The organism is Bacillus benzoevorans, from assembly GCF_014207535.1.
GTDB classification, from domain to species: domain Bacteria; phylum Bacillota; class Bacilli; order Bacillales; family Cytobacillaceae; genus Bacillus_BD; species Bacillus_BD benzoevorans.
Window position 1 is genome coordinate 159,759 of sequence record NZ_JACHGK010000003.1, and the last position, 17,382, is coordinate 177,140.

The 17,382-nt window shown below is 41.1% G+C and carries 22 protein-coding genes and 1 riboswitch; of the genes, 4 read left to right on the forward strand and 18 right to left on the reverse strand.

Annotated elements, in window-relative coordinates; translation table 11 throughout:
• Positions 1-5: 5 nt before the first annotated feature.
• The 11 genes from HNR53_RS06470 to HNR53_RS06520 all read right to left on the reverse strand — a co-directional run bounded on the left by HNR53_RS06470 (position 6) and on the right by HNR53_RS06520 (position 9,204).
• Complete coding sequence (locus tag HNR53_RS06470) at positions 6-587, reverse strand: lysophospholipid acyltransferase family protein (protein WP_246439365.1); 582 nt, start codon at positions 585-587, stop codon at positions 6-8.
• On the reverse strand, positions 584-1,264 hold the full coding sequence (cmk, locus tag HNR53_RS06475) for a (d)CMP kinase (protein WP_184524054.1): 681 nt from the start codon (positions 1,262-1,264) through the stop codon (positions 584-586). Before cmk ends, HNR53_RS06470 begins: the two co-directional genes overlap by 4 nt.
• A 107-nt stretch (positions 1,265-1,371) precedes the next feature.
• Positions 1,372-1,551 (reverse strand): DUF5359 family protein, encoded by a 180-nt coding sequence (locus HNR53_RS06480; RefSeq protein ID WP_184524056.1) that lies wholly within the window; start codon positions 1,549-1,551, stop codon positions 1,372-1,374.
• A gap of 57 nt (positions 1,552-1,608) precedes the next feature.
• A complete protein-coding gene (locus HNR53_RS06485; RefSeq protein ID WP_184524447.1) occupies positions 1,609-2,280 on the reverse strand; it encodes a flagellar brake protein in 672 nt (223 codons plus the stop codon).
• Positions 2,281-2,484: 204 nt separating this feature from the next.
• Positions 2,485-3,837, reverse strand: coding sequence for a germination protein YpeB (ypeB, locus tag HNR53_RS06490; RefSeq protein WP_184524058.1), 1,353 nt, complete (start codon positions 3,835-3,837; stop codon positions 2,485-2,487).
• Positions 3,838-3,852: 15 nt separating this feature from the next.
• Positions 3,853-4,653, reverse strand: coding sequence for a spore cortex-lytic enzyme (gene sleB, locus HNR53_RS06495; RefSeq protein ID WP_377802112.1), 801 nt, complete (start codon positions 4,651-4,653; stop codon positions 3,853-3,855).
• A gap of 216 nt (positions 4,654-4,869) precedes the next feature.
• Positions 4,870-5,544 (reverse strand): glutamic-type intramembrane protease PrsW, encoded by a 675-nt coding sequence (gene prsW / locus HNR53_RS06500; RefSeq protein WP_184524062.1) that lies wholly within the window; start codon positions 5,542-5,544, stop codon positions 4,870-4,872.
• A 67-nt stretch (positions 5,545-5,611) separates the two neighbouring features.
• Positions 5,612-6,556 carry an asparaginase gene (locus HNR53_RS06505; RefSeq protein ID WP_184524449.1) on the reverse strand — a complete coding sequence of 315 codons (945 nt, stop codon included), beginning with the start codon at positions 6,554-6,556 and terminating at the stop codon, positions 5,612-5,614.
• Positions 6,557-6,665: 109 nt separating this feature from the next.
• Positions 6,666-7,649, reverse strand: coding sequence for a YpdA family putative bacillithiol disulfide reductase (locus tag HNR53_RS06510; protein ID WP_184524064.1), 984 nt, complete (start codon positions 7,647-7,649; stop codon positions 6,666-6,668).
• Between the two features lie 123 nt (positions 7,650-7,772).
• A complete protein-coding gene (locus HNR53_RS06515; RefSeq protein WP_184524066.1) occupies positions 7,773-8,348 on the reverse strand; it encodes a genetic competence negative regulator in 576 nt (191 codons plus the stop codon).
• A gap of 70 nt (positions 8,349-8,418) precedes the next feature.
• Positions 8,419-9,204 carry a metallophosphoesterase gene (locus tag HNR53_RS06520; protein WP_184524068.1) on the reverse strand — a complete coding sequence of 262 codons (786 nt, stop codon included), beginning with the start codon at positions 9,202-9,204 and terminating at the stop codon, positions 8,419-8,421.
• A 207-nt stretch (positions 9,205-9,411) separates the two neighbouring features.
• Between HNR53_RS06520 and HNR53_RS06525 the strand changes: the two genes are divergently transcribed.
• The 3 genes from HNR53_RS06525 to HNR53_RS06535 are packed head-to-tail and all read left to right on the forward strand — an operon-like array spanning position 9,412 to position 10,426.
• Positions 9,412-9,576, forward strand: coding sequence for a spore coat associated protein CotJA (locus HNR53_RS06525; RefSeq protein WP_221452250.1), 165 nt, complete (start codon positions 9,412-9,414; stop codon positions 9,574-9,576).
• Between the two features lie 3 nt (positions 9,577-9,579).
• On the forward strand, positions 9,580-9,840 hold the full coding sequence (locus HNR53_RS06530; RefSeq protein ID WP_184524072.1) for a spore coat protein CotJB: 261 nt from the start codon (positions 9,580-9,582) through the stop codon (positions 9,838-9,840).
• Positions 9,841-9,856: 16 nt separating this feature from the next.
• Positions 9,857-10,426: a manganese catalase family protein gene (locus HNR53_RS06535; RefSeq protein ID WP_184524074.1), complete on the forward strand. Its 570-nt coding sequence runs from the start codon at positions 9,857-9,859 to the stop codon at positions 10,424-10,426.
• A gap of 52 nt (positions 10,427-10,478) precedes the next feature.
• Here the strand turns inward: HNR53_RS06535 and HNR53_RS06540 are convergent, their stop codons facing one another.
• From HNR53_RS06540 to HNR53_RS06560, 5 genes are all read right to left on the reverse strand, one after another.
• Complete coding sequence (locus tag HNR53_RS06540) at positions 10,479-10,937, reverse strand: YpbF family protein (RefSeq protein ID WP_184524077.1); 459 nt, start codon at positions 10,935-10,937, stop codon at positions 10,479-10,481.
• Between the two features lie 75 nt (positions 10,938-11,012).
• On the reverse strand, positions 11,013-11,654 hold the full coding sequence (locus HNR53_RS06545) for a LysM peptidoglycan-binding domain-containing protein (RefSeq protein ID WP_184524079.1): 642 nt from the start codon (positions 11,652-11,654) through the stop codon (positions 11,013-11,015).
• A 13-nt stretch (positions 11,655-11,667) separates the two neighbouring features.
• Complete coding sequence (locus HNR53_RS06550) at positions 11,668-12,258, reverse strand: CPBP family intramembrane glutamic endopeptidase (protein WP_184524081.1); 591 nt, start codon at positions 12,256-12,258, stop codon at positions 11,668-11,670.
• Positions 12,239-13,756: a RecQ family ATP-dependent DNA helicase gene (locus tag HNR53_RS06555; protein WP_184524083.1), complete on the reverse strand. Its 1,518-nt coding sequence runs from the start codon at positions 13,754-13,756 to the stop codon at positions 12,239-12,241. The genes HNR53_RS06550 and HNR53_RS06555 overlap by 20 nt, the downstream gene beginning before the upstream one ends.
• Positions 13,753-14,814 carry a YpbB family protein gene (locus tag HNR53_RS06560; RefSeq protein WP_246439367.1) on the reverse strand — a complete coding sequence of 354 codons (1,062 nt, stop codon included), beginning with the start codon at positions 14,812-14,814 and terminating at the stop codon, positions 13,753-13,755. The genes HNR53_RS06555 and HNR53_RS06560 overlap by 4 nt, the downstream gene beginning before the upstream one ends.
• A gap of 281 nt (positions 14,815-15,095) precedes the next feature.
• On the opposite strand from HNR53_RS06560, the gene HNR53_RS06565 reads away from it, so the two are divergent.
• Positions 15,096-15,344: a ferredoxin gene (locus HNR53_RS06565; RefSeq protein WP_184524085.1), complete on the forward strand. Its 249-nt coding sequence runs from the start codon at positions 15,096-15,098 to the stop codon at positions 15,342-15,344.
• Positions 15,345-15,448: 104 nt separating this feature from the next.
• Here the strand turns inward: HNR53_RS06565 and HNR53_RS06570 are convergent, their stop codons facing one another.
• The gene (locus HNR53_RS06570; protein WP_184524087.1) at positions 15,449-16,057 is read right to left on the reverse strand and encodes an ECF transporter S component; all 609 of its coding nucleotides are present in this window, start codon (positions 16,055-16,057) and stop codon (positions 15,449-15,451) included.
• A gap of 164 nt (positions 16,058-16,221) precedes the next feature.
• A riboswitch (FMN riboswitch) is annotated at positions 16,222-16,370 on the reverse strand.
• A gap of 120 nt (positions 16,371-16,490) precedes the next feature.
• A complete protein-coding gene (locus HNR53_RS06575) occupies positions 16,491-17,216 on the reverse strand; it encodes a peptidoglycan DD-metalloendopeptidase family protein (RefSeq protein ID WP_184524089.1) in 726 nt (241 codons plus the stop codon).
• Positions 17,217-17,382: the final 166 nt, after the last annotated feature.

Genomic DNA, 17,382 nt, shown 5'->3' on the forward strand with positions numbered 1-17,382 from the left:
ATGAATTATTGATGCTCTGCAATCAGCTTTTTGATTTCATTCATGATGATATCAGTCACCTCTTCTGCAGAGGCTTTATTTTTCCGTAGTTCATCCATATCAATCGGCTGGCCGAACACAACCTTTAATCTTCTAAAAGCTTTATACGGCCCAATGATGGCACATGGAACGACAGGAACATTGGAGCGGAGAGCAAAGAATCCGGCGCCGGCCAGCCCTTTCCCCACTTCCCCTGTCTTGCTTCTTGTGCCTTCTGGAAAGAGACCCAGTACCTTCCCTTCCTTCAGAATCTCAAGTCCTTTTCTTAATGCTCCCCGGTCGCTCATTCCCCTTTTGACAGGAAAGGCATTGATATGGGGAAGGATTTTTCCCAGTACAGGTACGGAGAATAATTCCTCTTTTGCCATATAATAAATCGGTCGAGGTGCGGTAATTCCAACTACTTCGGGATCAAAATTACTAATATGATTGGCACAAAGGAGCACACCGCCTTTTGCAGGAAAGTGCTCCCTGCCCATCACTTTAAATTGATAAATAGGAGAGAAAACGATGCCGCATATTGCACGGCCTAACGGATACAAATTCAAAGCGTTCCAATCCTTTCTCTTGCCAATTCCATGATTTTCTCCACTACCTGCTCGATGGTTAAACTGGTCGTATCAATCTCTACAGCATCCTCTGCTTTTCTTAATGGAGCGAATTCACGTTCTGAATCAAGTTTGTCCCTCAAGGCTATTTCCTCCTGAAGCTTTTCCAAATCGGACGGGATGCCCCTCGCTTTATTTTCCGCGAGACGTCTCATGGCCCGCTCTTCTACGGATGCAAGCAAAAATACTTTTACTTCGGCATTTGGCAGAACATGGGTCCCGATATCACGTCCGTCCATGACGATTCCACCGCTTGCAGCAAAGCTTTGCTGCCTCTTGAGCATCTCCTCGCGCACGAGTCGGTGTTTGGAAACGATTGATACTACATTAGTTACTTCAGTTTGTCTTATTTCCTTGGTTACATCCTTGCCATCCAGGTAGACTTCTTGACCGCCCTGCCCCGGTACAAGATCAATTTGTGTTTGTGCTAATATTTCGGCCAATTGCTCTTCATTTTCCAGTTCAGCCTGCTGATGCAGTGCTTTATATGTAATCGCGCGGTACATGGCACCAGTGTCGATATAAATAAAAGATAATTTTGCTGCAACAATCTTTGCTACTGTACTTTTTCCTGCCGCGGCAGGTCCGTCAATGGCGATAGAAATTTTCCCCTTCATATTTCCTCCTGAACTTACATTCACGAAAGACGCTCTAAAGTTTCGTGATGTATCATCCAAATTCTTCTTTTCTATTATAGTTTAACACAAGTTAGAGATCAGCCTTTTTATTTTTTAGAAAATGTCTCCAATAATTCTGTAAAACTGTTATTTGCTACCCCTTCATACTGTGTGATTTGCTGCAGCTCAGGCAGTATATTCCATTTATGAAAAACAAGCTGTACCAAGAGTAACAGAATCACTTGAATCATAATGATCTTTATTAACCATCTTTCAATTAATCTCATTTTGCTTCGTCCTTAAATATAGTATTTCTATCCTATTATGGGAGAAAAGAAAAAGGATTATTCCAGATAGTCCAATCCTTTTTTCTTCATTTCAAGCTGTCTTTCAAAGGTAAACCTAAGGAGCTGCTGGCGCTCCCGCGGTGCCACTTCCTTAAATTGAAGCGAATACTTTGAAAAGCCTGTTTTATTATCTTGAAGGATTCGGACAATCTTACTGTGAATCTGCACATAATGATAATCGCCGCTTTGCATCGGCAGAACAAGAACCGCTTTTATATCCATTCCCTGATCAAGCTTTGCGCCCTTGTCTGAACGAACGTGAACTAACATTCCTCCGGCACTAAAATCATCTGTAACCGCTGTGAATGGTTCAAATTCCTCATTCAGCGGGTGAATCGCAACATCCACCGCTGTATCAATGCGGACAAATTGACGCCGCTGAATTTTCATGACATATTCCTCGCCAGGAAAATGAAGCTTCATCATAGGAATCGATTGCTTCACCCTTCCCGTCACTTCCGTGTCAAAGGAAAATGCTGAATGCCCGTGGACAAACACAGCCTTTAGCTGAGTCCCATCCAACAGAAATGCCGTTTTATTCGTACTGAGTTTAATCGGGTAATCAATATAAAGCATGTCCCCTCTCTGCTCCACAAGACGGCATTTATACTTTTCAGCCTGAACGGTATTTTTTGGTTCAAGCAGCAACACATTCCCAATTGTCAACATACTCACAACACTGTCCTTTATACCCAGAATTCATATGTAAATTATGCCATGTGGCAAGGGAAATGTGAAATAAAAGTTTTCAGACTCAATCTTGAAAACCGAAGTAATTTTTTGCAAAAAAAGAAATGCGTGAGCATGGACACATGAGCTTTTCAGACGAAAACAGCTTGTGCACCGTGCATCACGCTAATATCTACAGGTTATTTAAATGACGTCGGCATAAATCGGTTCGGCATTTTTCATTTTTTCCACTTTTTCTTCCATGCCGGTTTCTGCATTAATAAAAATACGATAGGTGTCATGATCCAGCGTTCCCATAAATTCATAGCAGAGAACTACCTTGTTTATATCGTTCATAATGACCGCTAACCGGTCTTCCTGGACCTTAACCTGTGGATTGATTTTCTTACGGGCTTCTTCAAGTGATATACCGGGTTTTGCAATCTCTGTCTCAGATGTAACAGCTTTTAAGTAATCATCATTGGCAAAGCCAATAATCTGCCCATTATCAAGAGCGACTTTAACCTTGACCGATTTTGGATAAATCCGGACACCATCCAGCGATTTCACGATGGTAAAAACACCAATATTATCATATTGCGTACTTTCAATTAACTCAATATCTTTAAATTTATTGTCAAGCAAAAATTGCTTTGCTCTAGTGCCCGCATCATTTAAACTGATTTTCTGTTCCTTCACATCTCTTGAAAGAACGTACCAAAGCGGTTTACCGCCTTTTTTCGTGATATCCATATTGGATGTCAACCCTGTGGTCTTATTCTCCATGGAAACGCTGTAAAAACCATAGTCCGATCCTTTACCATTTTCTGTTACCTCAATCCTGGCATCTTTTCCGACACCAGCATATTTTCGTGCTATTTTCACCGCTTCTTCTTTGGTAATCTCTTTTCCGCCAAGATGGTTATAGTTATTATCGTTGGACTTCAGATTGAGGAAAGTGGACCCTAAGTCCGTTTCGCTGTAGCCTTCAACCGCTTTTTCCACCGTTTTAAAACCATCGATAATTGAATTATCGGTCTGTTCCTTTCCTGTCGCTAAGGCCAATTCTACATCCATCCAGCGCAGGTTATTTTTCATCGCCATATGCTGAACATTGCGTAATTCATCTTGAATTTCTTCAGCCTGACCGTACAATGACTTTAATGTTTCATATTCCTGATCATTTAATGGCTCTTTAGTTAAATCACGAACCGCCGTCTGGTAACTAAAATCCCCAATTTTCGCGAGGAATTCCTCCGTTTTATTAAAAGGAAGCAGCGTTAACGGGAGTTGACCGACATCATTATGTGCTTCAGATGTAATTCTCCACACTTCTGCCAGTGTTGGAGACAGCGATTCACGAGAATTCATCGCCAGGGTTGTACCAATTTTGTCATGGAGTAAATCAATTTGATAGGTCAGTTCATGAAATGCTCTTTGATAGTTGTTTTCAGCATTAATTAAGACAGCATTTTTTTCGCGGTGTTCCTGATAGCCCCACAAGGCTGTCCCCGTGACCGCTAATGATAATACCGTGATTAAGATTCCTCTAAACAATGTCTCTCACCTCTTTTATTTACAGAATATATGCCTTCCGATTTGTTTAATTTGCGGCCTGCCCCAAATCCAGCCGCTTGTTGCCGTATCCGGGTTAAAATAGTAAAGTGCTTCACCGGTCGGATCCCAGCCATTTATCGCGTCCAATACCGCTTTCTTTGAACTTTCATCCGGTTCCAGCCAGATTTGTCCATCTGCAACAGCAGTAAAGGCTCGTGGTTCAAAAATGACACCTGAAATAGTATTCGGAAACGATGAGCTGTTCACGCGATTTAAAATCACTGCGGCAATGGCTACCTGCCCGATATACGGCTCTCCCCTTGCTTCGCCATGAACGGCATTGGCCATTAATTGGATATCATTTTGCGAGAAACCATTTGGTATATTGGCAGCGGTTGGGGCGGCTAGTGCCTGCTGTTTTGGAGCTGTTTGCTGCTGATTTGCGTTCCCTTTTGGAGCCGGCTTCGTTTGTTTTTTTAAATCTGTGCCGCCATAGTGTGTAAATTTATTCCCTTTTTTAATTTGTTCATGGACATGTGCCTTGTCGAATTTGGATGCTTTCACAAGCTTTGCTTTTGTATTGGCACCGGCCAATCCGTCCACAGGCATGCCAAATTCATACTGAAAATTCCTTAATGCCCAGTAAGTTCCCCAACCGAACACTCCGTCTATTTTGCCATTATAGAAGCCTAAATATTGCAGACGAGACTGCAGTTCAATGACGTCATCGCCGACAGCGCCCTGCTGGATGACCTGATTGGAAAAAGCAGATGCCGAATGCGGCGGCGTGACCATAAGTAAGCATATCAAGAACATCCATACAAGCTGTAAATGAAATAATTTTCTTTTCATGGTTAAGCGACCCCCAATTGTAAATCTTTTTCACATTAACCCTATTTTTTGTAAAAGTGCCCTTTTTATGCAAAAAGAGTTTTATCTTCAAAAAAGCAGAAAGTTTTTGCCAAAAGAAAAAGGATACAGGAGAAACGAAGTGAATCGTTTGTCCTGTATCCTTTTTACCAACTGGTCACATTAATGGAAAGCCTCTTTTTGCATTTCGGCATATTGAGCACTTAATAGACGTGCTTTCTTTACCTTTCTCAAACCGAGCCACCAAAGAAACGCCATAAATGGCACCATAATCAGAAGCCAATTGGTCTGCGAGATTAAAATATAATCATATATTCCATGTAATAGAAACGGGAAGAGAAGAGAGAGAATCAGCCATTTACGCTTATGAGGCGAGAATTTTCCTTTGCCAAAATAATACCCCATGATCACACCAAACAGAGCATGACTGGAAACCGGAAGCAGCGCGCGGCCGAGCGCGTGTTCAACTCCATTACCGATCAAATAAAGAATATTCTCTGTGGAAGCAAAACCAAGTGAGACAGAGGCACCATAGACCACACCATCATACGGTTCATCAAAATGAGCATGCTGGTAGGCTACATAAAAGACAATAAACCATTTAACAAATTCCTCAAGCAGACTAGTAGAAAGAAAAGCATCTAATAAATGAGATTGTATAATATTTTCCGTTTCCAGCACATACTGAATAAACATAATCGGAAAAACAAGCAAAGCCCCGAAGAAAAAGGTTCTGCTCACCATAGAAATCGGCTCTGCGCCATATTGATCCTTGAGATAAACATAACTTAATAATGCTAAACCGGGGGCTATCCCGGCAGAAAGTATCCCCAGCATTCGCTGTCTCCTTTTTTACCTGTTTCCTTAATCCTATCATGTTCTATAAATAAAGAAAATGCTTTTTCTATGTAAACAGTTCTTGATTGATATGGTCCTGGGAAGCCAGCAAGACAGCCAATTTGATTCTTGCTTTTTTACTGTCATAGTCCTCGCCGAGAATGACCCCCTGCTTAAGCAAATCAAAGGCGCTGCCGACGTAGCTGTAGGCAGGATAAACCTTTCCTTCTTCCGCACTGGTGGTCACAATCATCACCACTCCTTTTTCAAGCGCTTTTTTGATCGAGTCCATCATGAAGGGAGAGACTTGTCCTCTGCCCACACCTTCTATTATAATCCCTTTCGCACCGCACGCCACGGCGGCATCAATAAATGTTCCATCTGCGCCTGTATAACATTTAATAATCTCTACCTTTGGAATCCCCTTGCTGAGCGAGTAGCACTCCCGCGTCACAGGCTTCTGATAAATGCTGACATTCTCATTATCAATAATCCCTAAGTAACCATAACCAAAGGATTCAAAGCCCTGTAAATTCGATGCATGGACTTTTTTTACATATTTCGCCGAATAAATTCTTTCATTGAATACGACAACAACGCCCACATCGTGTAACCGCTCATCGACAGCTGTAAAAATCGAATTTCTCAGATTGGAAAAAACATCCGTTCCAATTTGCTGGGGTGAGCGCTGTGATCCTGTTACAACAATCGGACGATGATCGTGAATGGTTAAATCAAGGAAATAGGAAGTTTCCTCCAGCGTATCCGTACCGTGGGTTACCACAATTCCGCAAATCAACGGATCCTTTAATTCATCCAATATGGCCTGGCGCAAGAGAAGCATCGATTGAAAGTGAATGTGCATGCTCGGCACCTGCAGAACATCCACAACCTTTATTTCTATCTCGTCTGGAAGCTTGCATAACGAGGCCAGTTCAGTACCAGTCATGGCTCCTGATTCTAATAAACCCTGCGCCGTTTCCTTGCTGGCAATCGTGCCTCCAGTCGTCATTAACGCAACCTTTTTGACCAAATCATCCACCCCTTTCTATCTTATTGTATACAAGTTTTTCTTTTAACATTACATGAAAAGACCGAGACGCTGACTGAAGTTAAAGGACTTATTTCAACTTCACACTATTTTCCTCTGTTGCAAGGATGGACTGAGCAATCTTTTCACCATGAAAACGGCCATTTTCAATAAAAATTTCGTTGGCATTGTTCCCGGCAGCGATTACTCCAGCAATATAAATCCCTTTGACATTGGTTTCCATTGTTTCTTCGTCATGGACCGGACGTCCTGTTTCAGCATCAATCAGCACACCCATCTTCTGCAAAAACTCATGTTCCGGGTGATAGCCGGTCATCGCAAAAACAAAGTCATTTTTAATGGAATATTCCTTATCGTCCTTCACATAGACTACTGTATCCTCTGTAATTTCTTTCACGATTGCTTCAAAATGCATTTCTAAACGTTCATTACGTACATGTCCTTCAAATTCTGGAAGAATCCACGGCTTAATTTTAGGTGAATATTCACTGCCGCGGTATAGAACGGTTACACGGGCTCCCGCCTTCACTAATTCGAGCGCAGTATCCACACCGGAGTTTTTCAATCCAACGACGACGACATCTTTATCGAAATATGGATGGGCTTCTTTAAAATAGTGACTGACCTTCGGCAAAGCTTCACCCGGTACATTCATCTCATTTGGATGATCATAATAGCCCGTGGCAATGACAATATTTTTTGCCTGATATTGCCCTTTATCCGTTAAAACAAGATAAGCATGGTCTATCTTTTTAATCTCTGTTACTTTTTCAAACGCCTGGATGCGCAGATGCTTTCTTTTCACGACTTCTCTGTAGTAAGCAAGCGCCTGACTCCGATTCGGTTTTCGGTTATCTGTAATAAAAGCAATATCCCCAATTTCCAGTCTGTCACTTGAGCTGAAAAAGGTTTGATGTGTTGGGTAATGATAAATCGCATTGACGATATTTCCTTTTTCAATAACGAGCGCACTTTTTCCTTTTTCCTGCAGTGAGATGGCTGCGGCTAAACCGCACGGACCGCCGCCAACAATTATTACATCCTCTTGTTTCATCTTGTTCACTCCTAAACACACTGTTCCGAATGGAATCTTTACTTAAAAAAATCCCCTTATCCATTCATGATAGGAGATTTTTTTCCATATTTCAATATTGAGATTTCTTTCATATCCCATAAGCTACTTAAAATAGGTCATTATTTTAGTAACTGCTTGTTCCTCTATAATGGTTTTTCCATATTCCATTAAGATATATTTACTAATAAAGCTTGGTATTCCAAATTCAGCCATAATTGCCGCAATTTGTACTTGCGAATCCTGGCATACGTTTTCAATTAGTAGAAAATAGGAGTTATTCAATGAGTAAAGACTTCCCCCAAAGAATCCAATAATGGCTAGACGCTTGGCTAGGCTGATAACATGTTCAAAATCATCCATTTCGAATAAGATTTCCGTATTCCCCTCCAAAGTAACCTGCATATCTATAAAACCGTCCGCAAATACTTCATCTTGTTGTTCACCCATGGTTAAAATCATCACCATACCCTGAGCTTGCATGGAAAAAATCTCGACTGCAATTGAACCTTGTATATCTACATCGAACGTTTCACTTGCTTCTTCGAGCATATCGTGAAACAGCTGATGCCACTTTAATGAATCCTTCCAGATGTCTTCCTTCGTTAACCCTCTATCGAATAAATCATCTAGTGTAAGAAATATTTTTATCTTATTATAATTCAATCGTTCTAATCGCATTACAAAGCCCCCTGCCATGAGCAAACTCTTAATTTAGTTTATGACCTGCCCGCCTCGTTGGTGACTCGTCTCATATTATTTCTGATGGATGTGAAAGTGTTATAAGATGTGTTTCCGCCCTTGCTCCTAAGCGAAGCGGAACTCCTGTTGTTCCATATCCATTGCTGATGAGTATCGTTCGCCCGTGCTCCCAAATTAACCCGCCTTTTTCATAAAGACCAAAGCCAAATAGGCGGATTTGTCCTCCGTGGGTATGTCCTGACAGCATTAGATGAATCCCATGCTCAGGACGAATTCTCTTTCTGATTTGCGGATTATGGCTGACAAATAGGCGAAACCCTTCCTCTTTCGTTTCACTCAGGGCTTCTTCCAGGTCCTCCCGATTTGTGCTGATATCATCCACCCCTAATAAAAACAGTCGATCCCCTGTCTCGGATTCGAAGGTAATAGAGCTGTTGGAAAGGGCCTTCACTCCTTGATTTAATAGCAGCGCATCTAAAAGGGGAGCCTCTACCTCATAGTCATTATTACCCCAGACAAAAAATACAGGTCCCAAAGTTTTTAGCGCCTGTAAATTTTCTTGCACACGTTCGAACGGCACCCCTTTTTCTGTTAAATCTCCGCCAATAATCACAATATCGGCTTTCCCCTTTATTTTTTCAATGACTTTATGTGAAACCTCGCGGCGGTGAATATCTGAAATAAAAAAGATCCGAACTTTGCCAAAGCTTTTTGGAAAAGCAGCAAACTCTAAATCATGATAAATCACCCTGTTTGTAAAGGCTTCTCTGTACATATAGGTTATTAGACAAGCTGCAAGCAGAAGACAAGCAGCGAAAATGAACAAAATTTCCATAAATCCCCCAATTGACGTCCATCCACTTCAAACGTTCTCAATTTAATCTCAATAAATCATACCACAGATTTCAGAAAAGAAGAAAAATAACATGTTCATAATCTTCCATTCATATGCTGTAAAGACGAACACCTAGGAGGGATTCATTTGAATACAAGATATAAAATATATCATCCCTATATAAGCCCGTTTGATCCATGCCCGCCGATGCAAGTTAAAAGCTTCTCTACACCGCCTCATTTATACCTGGGGTTTCAGCCGTCGAATCTGGAACAATTCTCTCCCCAAGAGGCATTACGGGCCGGCACCCTTTGGAAAGTCTTTTATGACCCCTACTACAGTCCATATGAAAAACCAACGGGAGGGATCTAGTCTATGAAGCAGATGCCTCCTGAATATTATCAATTGCTGGAACAGCTGCAGGCGATCGATTTTGTCCTGGTGGATTTGGCCCTTTATCTCGATACCCATAATGATGATGCCGATGCGATCAAGCAGTTTAATCATTGTGCCAGGGAGCGAAAGAAATTAAAGAAATTGATGGAAAGCAAATTCGGACCGTTGCAGCAATTTGGCAATAGTTATTCCGGCTATCCGTGGAACTGGGACGATTCACCATGGCCATGGCAAGTATAAAGGAGGCGGAACATACATGTGGTTTTACGAAAAAAAATTGCAGTATCCAGTCAGAGTCAGTAAATGTAATCCTCATTTAGCCAAATACTTAATTGAGCAGTATGGCGGCGCCGACGGAGAACTAGCTGCTGCTCTGCGTTACTTAAATCAGCGTTATACCATTCCCGATAAGGTGATGGGTTTATTAACCGATATTGGAACAGAAGAATTTGCACATTTAGAAATGATTGCCACTATGGTGTATAAGCTCACGAAGGATGCCACACCGGAGCAAATGGAAGCGGCCGGACTCGGAGGCCATTATGCCGACCATGATAAAGCGCTATATTATCATAATGCTGCGGGTGTGCCGTGGACAGCAACTTACATCACGGCAAAGGGTGACCCAATCGCCGATCTGTATGAAGATATTGCAGCAGAAGAAAAGGCGAGGGCTACTTATCAGTGGCTGATCAATTTAAGTGATGACCCGGATATTAACGACTCCCTGCGTTTCTTAAGGGAAAGGGAAATTATCCATTCCCAGCGTTTCCGCGAGGCAGTAGAGATTCTCAAAGACGAACGGGATCAGAAAAAGTTTTTTTAAAGACGCAGCAGGTGAGAGACAAATAAGAGTATTAGCTTCACAGCTAATACTCTTATTTGTTTTCGTGAAATAAATTGATGTCAAAATTCTTTTTCATCATATCGAACACAAGATGCCTATTTTGCCATTGATCTTCCTTTTTCCATAAATCTTTGCTTTTATCGATAATTTCACAGCGAAGAGCATGGAATTCCTTTTCAGCTTTATCCCGTTTCTCACGCAGGATATTCATCCAGCCATACAAGCCAATGACCAGCATAAGGAGAAAAACATTCCAAGACTTGCCAACGAATACGGAAAACACGGCGGCAAATGAATAGGAGTATGGGACAAAAAGAAAATAGTAAAGATAAAGAAAATAACAAAAGGTAATGAAAATCGTACTCCACATCAAAAGCAAATGTCTGTTTGTTAATTGGTCATACTTTTGCTTTCGCTCTACAACCTTTAAGAGCATTTTCTTTGTCGCTTGATCGGTCCGTCCATCTAACATCAGGATTGGTGATTCCATTGCCTTCTGACACCCCCATACCAATGTATGAACTTGTCCGGTTGAATATGAATAAAAACCGGTTCTCACACCGGTTTATTTGTTTAATGGAATCGTCAATACCTGACCGGCTAATATTTCATTACTGGTCAGATTATTGGCCGCTTTTATCATGTCAATTCCTGCTTTTGATTTATAATATTTCATGGAAATCTTGTAAATGGTTTCTCCCCGTTTTACCTTATGATAAATGATATCTTTTTCATGCACAGTTAACGGAGCAGCTGCCGTATGGCGGTCCGCTGCGCTTAAATCTGATCCTTTATCGATACTTGACTGTGTGTTTTCCGATGAATCTTCGCTTTGGACCTCCGGGTTTTTCTCCGGCACTGCTTCTTCATCTTCCGTGATTTGATTCTCTTTATCTTCGATTTCAATCGTTTCAAACTCTTCCGTCGATTCACTAATCGTCTCTTTAATGCCACTGATCTTATCTTTGGCAATCGTGGAATAGATGCTGATAACAGTAATCGGAAGGAGGATAAAGAACAGCGCAAGAAGGCGGATAAGAGGATATTTAACCTTTAACTTTGTTTTCCTTTTCCTGCCCTTTTGGTGGACTGCGCTTCGCGGCGGAAGATCTTCCCTCTCTACCCTCTGTCCCTCTGCAAATGTTGACTTTTCTATTTTTTTCCTTAATTTCTCTGCCTGGTCTCTATAAGGATCTTCTTTATTCATCGAATTTCCCTTCCTATTCTTTTTTGTTCTTTTCATATTTGATTTTAATCAAGCAGCCTAATAAAAAATCGATAATAAAATGCATAACAATCGGTACGGCTAGGTTTTCTGTCTGAAGGTAAATAAAGCCGATAAAGAAACTTAGCCCAGTCACATTTATAAAAAGAAAAACCTGAAATAAATAGCGATAATGTACAAGAGCAAATAAAAGGCTTGCAGGAACTAGTCCAAAATGAGTCTGGATCACGCCGCGGAACAAAATCTCTTCTCCTGCTGCGACGAAAACAGCAATCACGGCAATCTCAATAAATGACCTTTTTTGAAAAATCCGCTCATTTAATCCGCCATCGTCATACCATTTGGCGGGCAGCAATTTCATCAGGATCACATCCACGATGACAACGGCAAGACCTCCCCCAGCCCCGAAAAGAAGAATGCTGGGATCCGCAGTGTTAATTAAGTCGACAAATGCTTGAAAGCTGTCAAATAAAAATACACCTAATAATAAAGCAATCGTTAAAAGTAAAATTTGTGTCACGTATAAAGATTTTAACAATTCTTTATCAGGGATTTCTTTAATAAGTTCAAAATAGTTTTTCTTCATTGTTTACGCTCTCTTTTAATAGCAAATTGGCCAGTTGCTGCCTCCAGTTATACTCAGTCCCTTCCCTCTTCTCGGTCTGTCCCCGCTTGTAATTGATTTGATCAATGCCGCAGACATCACAGCAATTTTTAGGTTTCACCGGCTCCTGTTCTTCATCAAAGTAACGAAGGATCGGTTCCCTCCTGCACTGGTCTGTACGGCACCAGTCAGTCATAAAAGCAATTTTTCTCTGTTTCAACTTTCTTCTCTGATCGAGATCTCGTTTTAGCTCTTCGACAATAGTATTCCATTTTGCTTTTCTATCGGCATTTTTCAGCAAGTGTTCCGATACAATCCGCCATTGAATATCCGTAAAGCCGCAGATTCTCATCCATTCTTCGTCATCCATTTGTTCGAGCGCAATGTTTGTCTCTGTGAGTGCGGCTGCAAGTAAGTCCAACTGTTCATTTGCCGGAATTTCCGCTTCGGCTAATCGATAAGCAATTTGTTCATCGCCTGGCGCATAGAGCAATACCGCTATGCTAGGCTTCCCATCCCTGCCGGACCGGCCTATTTCCTGAAGATAGGACTCCATCTGCTGTGGCATATGATAGTGAATCACAAAACGGATATTGTCTTTATTGATTCCCATGCCAAATGCACTTGTGGCGCAGATGATATTCAGCTGCCCGTAGAGAAACTGCTGCTGAATCAAGATTCGCGATTCCTGATCCATGCCCCCGTGATAAGCCATAACCCGTTTCACTCCATTTCCCAGTAAAAAGTGCGCGGCCTGCTCAGCCATTTTTTTACTGGAAAAATAAACGATGCCCGGTCCATCCAGTTGGGACACATAACGATACAAGATTTTCAGCTTATCCCGATGGTCTTCAACGCGTTCAATCGCTAAAGCAATATTAGGACGATCGACCGAATAAAGGTGTTGACGGCAAGACTTGAGTTTCAAAGAGGTAATGATATCACGGACCACTTCTTTGGTCGCCGTAGCGGTTAATGCCAGCGTAAGCGGTTCGCCGAGATGTGCGCGGATCTCACCGAGCTTTAAATAATCAGGGCGAAAATCATAACCCCACTGGGAGATGCAGTGTGCTTCATCAATGACAAATAGTGCCGGCTTTAATTTTTTAAAAAGGGTGAGCATCGAATCATTGGTGAGCATTTCCGGTGAAATAAAGATAAATTTATACTGAGTTAAATGCTGCAACACTCTTCTTCTTTCTGCTCCTGTGAGGAAGGAATTAATGGCGGTCACCCGTTTTTCCCCGTTCATTTTCATTTGCTCTACTTGATCCTGCATCAAAGATAAGAGAGGGGAAACAATAAGCACCTGTCCCTCCAGCAAATATCCCGGAAGCTGATAGCAAAGTGATTTGCCTGTGCCGGTTGGAAGCATCGCCATCGTATGAACCCCCGCTAAAATCGATTGAATCACTTCCTTCTGACCCTGGCGGAAGGAGGGGAAATGAAAATATTTATGTAATAATTCTTCTAAGTTCAACTGTTATCACCAAACTTCGCCAAGACTATTCGAATTTCGAAATAACTTGCCTCTGGCGCATATTTGCGGATTTCTCTTAATTGCTTTGTATTTGCCGCTTTTATGGCCTCTTTAATCTGCCTTTGTTTCTTGGCATTAACATATTCGGCAATGGAAAACTGCGGAATATTTAACGCTAGTTCGACTATATGATCCTCAATCGTGCTTGGTTTTAAGCGGCGTATATGGATAATATCGTCAAGCGAATGGCCATCTTTTAGAAGCGTATACGTTTTTTCTGTTGATTTCGTTAACAATATATCCGTCTCCCGCTCAAGAAAAGCAGACATAATCGGAAAATGGTCTTCCTCTATTCTTAAAGCAAGATAATGGATAATATTTAAAAATTGATAATGATAATGTACTGGGTCCATCTTCATTTCCTGCGCTGCCTGAATTTCTGTCAAACCAATCCTGCCGCAGCCACTTAAGCGTACGACAAGAAGATTGGGATCGATATTCAACCCGCTTTCCAGCAAGGATGTTAATTCTGTATATAAATTCTCTGAAAGGTCCTTGCGGTTTAAGCCGTACGTTTGGACAAATTCTTTGACCCATAATAAAGTCTCCGGCCTTCTTTGAACAGGTATGTATTTCGTTTCCCGATGCTGCAAATGTGAGAGCACCTGTACCGCTAGGGACAGCCTCTCCCATAAAAGCAAGCCCGCCCGTCCATATTTCCAGCCGTTTAAGTATGACGGCACCGGAGAAATCGAAAGACCTCTCTTGAGCACCCTTTCCCCTTCCGCAGTCAGGATGAAGTGCTGATCTAGTGTTTCAGCAATGAGGGAGTTCCTTTTTAGTTCATGTGCGTGATCAGCGATTTGCTGCCGCGTGATGTTCGTGTCCGTATGAAAAAAAGCGCTCAGCTGAAATAAATGGGCGTCTTGAATGGTTTGCGAAGATTTTTTTCCCTGCAATAAGTGATAAATCGAATAAATCGTCCGTTCACCGTTTAATTTTTGCAAACAATATAAAAGGATTATTTGTCTAAAAGAAACATTCATCATGATCACCATTTTATCTTCTGCCTTGACTGGATAGTTTGGAAAAAATAAGTATGCAATGATTATGTACAATTGCTTATGCTAATCATATCATGAAACATGGAATATGGATTTATATTTCAAAAATTTCCATGTTTATTGATACCTCATTACACTGATAAACATTCTCATGAATATTTTCTATTGAAAAGTTAACCAGACACTATTACAATAGGAATTGTGGAAACGTTTATCGCTTAAATTCGTTAAGACGATAAAATAAATTGCTGACTTATTTCGGGAGGTTTTTTTACATGGCAAAATATACTATCGTAGACAAAGAAACTTGCATCGCATGTGGTGCTTGCGGAGCTGCAGCACCAGACATCTATGATTATGATGATGAAGGACTAGCATTCGTAACAATCGATGAAAACCAAGGAGTTGCTGAAATTCCTGAAGTTTTAATCGATGATATGATGGATGCATTTGACGGTTGTCCAACTGATTCCATTAAAGTAGCTGACGAAGCTTTCGATGGCAATCCAAATAAATTTGAATAATCCACATTTGAATAAAAAGAGGCTAAACCTAATGGTTAGCCTCTTTTTATTTTTGCCGGCAGCTGTCAAAATGAAAAGCACCCCCAAAGGGGTGCTTTTCATTTTTATTTAGAAAGAGTGGTATAACCCGATTCTTTCATTTGCAGCGCTGCTTTTTTGTTTAACCAAGGACGTAATTTTGTAAATAAAAGCAGAAAGACAATCGACATGATTAAACCTTTAATAATATTAAACGGAAGAATTCCTGTAACAATATATTGACGCATTTCAGCACCGCTCATTGCCGGCCAATTTAAGAAAAAGGAATAGGCCGGGATCAGGACGAAATAGTTGAGAATACTCATAATGACTGCCATTATGACAGAACCGGCAACTAAGGCAAATGTCATTCCTTTTTTCGTTTTTAATTTACTGTAGATATAATATGCCGGCAGAATAAAGACAATACCTGCGACAAAATTAGCCATATGACCGATTGGAATCCCCGTGTCACTGCCAGTTATTAAATAATCTAAAGCATTTTTAAATAATTCTACTAAAATACCAGCCGCCGGTCCAAAGATTAAAGCTCCGATTAATGCAGGTAAATCACTAAAATCAATCATTAAAAAGGACGGAAACGGCGGAATTGGGAAATTCAATAACATTAAAATGTAGGAAATACTGCTCAGCATGGCAATGGTTACTAAAACTTTTACTTTACTTTTCTTCATCCTATTCTCTCCCTTTCTAGGATCCATCTCACCTAAGAAGGGAAGTTCAGCCTTTAAATCCCTCAAAGAATTCCATTAAAAAAACCTCAAGCTTCATACTTGAGGGAGTATTATTCGAAGGATTGCTTAATAAACGTTCCATGTCGCCAAAGAACGTGCCAAACCTCCATCTTCTCCCATCCAGACTATACTGTCGGCTTTGGAATCGCACCAAATCCTGCCTGTAAATCAGGCTCGCGGGCTGAGAGAGAACAAATAGATTTTGTTTCTCATCACCGCCGGTGGGGAATTTCACCCCGCCCCGAAGATAGACCATATTTTGTTATAACCCTATTATACATAAAGCGTAATTTGCTGTGAACAGTTTTTCGTGAAAAACACTACAAATTTCCCTATTTGCAGTATTTTTGTCCCGTTTTTTATCCTAATTCATTTATTTCTTTAACAGCAATTTTTGCCCCGGTTTTATCAGGCTGTCATTTAGGTTGTTAAGCTCTGTTAATTCAGTGACACTCATCCCATTTTCTCTAGCAATCGAGAATAATGTCTCCCCCTGCTGCACGATATAGGTCTTTACTTCCGCGAAATGAGGCCGAGCTGATGTTTCTATTGCCTTTTGCTGCTTGTGCGAAGCAGCGGCTATTGCCTGTCCAACTTCAACATAACCCAAGGCGGTCATAGGGTTAACAGCGTTTTTTTTGTCAAAAGTCCATTCCTTCGTATGTACTTCAAAATGCAAATGAACCCCTGATGAGTCTCCGGTATTTCCCATTTTGCCGATGATATCTCCTTGAGCTACTTTTACTCCTTCCTGAACGATTCTTTCCTGCAAGTGAGCATATACGGTCTCCATCCCATAATCATGTTTCACAAACACAACATTGCCGTATGTATCAGAATAATAGGATTTTGTGACGATTCCCTCGTCAACTGCATACACAGGGGAACCAATAGGTGCAGCAATATCAATTCCTTTATGATCACCATTTCTGGTTCCAAAGGAATCTGTTAAGACTCCTTCGGAAGGCCACATCCATTCTGATGTCAGTTCATGAATAGGGGGGCTTTCTGCTTGAACATTCTTGACCCCTAAAAATAATAAACCGACACAAACAGCCATAATACCGGCAATTAAAAAGCGGCGTAAATAATCCTGCATTTTTTTCCTCCTTGTTCTTGTACCTCTTTTCACACTATGAATGTCCATTTCTAAATAGAACTGTTTCCATGCTAGACAAGAGTGACCATCAGCTCCACTTTAGATGCATTCGGACAGTACAAAAAACACATTTACTAGAATGGATCAAATTCACTTGTTTTATACC

What these genes read in the sequence shown, in the direction of transcription:
- HNR53_RS06480 (WP_184524056.1), bottom strand. Translation starts at nt 1,551, where the DNA reads ATGAGATTAATTGAAAGATGGTTAATAAAGATCATTATGATTCAAGTG.
- HNR53_RS06520 (WP_184524068.1), bottom strand. Translation starts at nt 9,204, where the DNA reads ATGGAAATTTTGTTCATTTTCGCTGCTTGTCTTCTGCTTGCAGCTTGT.
- prsW (WP_184524062.1), bottom strand. Translation starts at nt 5,544, where the DNA reads ATGCTGGGGATACTTTCTGCCGGGATAGCCCCCGGTTTAGCATTATTA.
- HNR53_RS06535 (WP_184524074.1), top strand. Translation starts at nt 9,857, where the DNA reads ATGTGGTTTTACGAAAAAAAATTGCAGTATCCAGTCAGAGTCAGTAAA.
- HNR53_RS06515 (WP_184524066.1), bottom strand. Translation starts at nt 8,348, where the DNA reads ATGCGATTAGAACGATTGAATTATAATAAGATAAAAATATTTCTTACA.
- HNR53_RS06485 (WP_184524447.1), bottom strand. Translation starts at nt 2,280, where the DNA reads ATGTTGACAATTGGGAATGTGTTGCTGCTTGAACCAAAAAATACCGTT.
- HNR53_RS06545 (WP_184524079.1), bottom strand. Translation starts at nt 11,654, where the DNA reads ATGAATAAAGAAGATCCTTATAGAGACCAGGCAGAGAAATTAAGGAAA.
- HNR53_RS06525 (WP_221452250.1), top strand. Translation starts at nt 9,412, where the DNA reads ATGCAAGTTAAAAGCTTCTCTACACCGCCTCATTTATACCTGGGGTTT.
- HNR53_RS06570 (WP_184524087.1), bottom strand. Translation starts at nt 16,057, where the DNA reads ATGAAGAAAAGTAAAGTAAAAGTTTTAGTAACCATTGCCATGCTGAGC.
- HNR53_RS06540 (WP_184524077.1), bottom strand. Translation starts at nt 10,937, where the DNA reads ATGGAATCACCAATCCTGATGTTAGATGGACGGACCGATCAAGCGACA.
- cmk (WP_184524054.1), bottom strand. Translation starts at nt 1,264, where the DNA reads ATGAAGGGGAAAATTTCTATCGCCATTGACGGACCTGCCGCGGCAGGA.
- sleB (WP_377802112.1), bottom strand. Translation starts at nt 4,653, where the DNA reads ATGTTCTTGATATGCTTACTTATGGTCACGCCGCCGCATTCGGCATCT.
- HNR53_RS06530 (WP_184524072.1), top strand. Translation starts at nt 9,580, where the DNA reads ATGAAGCAGATGCCTCCTGAATATTATCAATTGCTGGAACAGCTGCAG.
- HNR53_RS06560 (WP_246439367.1), bottom strand. Translation starts at nt 14,814, where the DNA reads ATGGTGATCATGATGAATGTTTCTTTTAGACAAATAATCCTTTTATAT.
- HNR53_RS06510 (WP_184524064.1), bottom strand. Translation starts at nt 7,649, where the DNA reads ATGAAACAAGAGGATGTAATAATTGTTGGCGGCGGTCCGTGCGGTTTA.
- HNR53_RS06565 (WP_184524085.1), top strand. Translation starts at nt 15,096, where the DNA reads ATGGCAAAATATACTATCGTAGACAAAGAAACTTGCATCGCATGTGGT.
- HNR53_RS06505 (WP_184524449.1), bottom strand. Translation starts at nt 6,556, where the DNA reads ATGACGACTGGAGGCACGATTGCCAGCAAGGAAACGGCGCAGGGTTTA.
- HNR53_RS06575 (WP_184524089.1), bottom strand. Translation starts at nt 17,216, where the DNA reads ATGCAGGATTATTTACGCCGCTTTTTAATTGCCGGTATTATGGCTGTT.
- HNR53_RS06550 (WP_184524081.1), bottom strand. Translation starts at nt 12,258, where the DNA reads ATGAAGAAAAACTATTTTGAACTTATTAAAGAAATCCCTGATAAAGAA.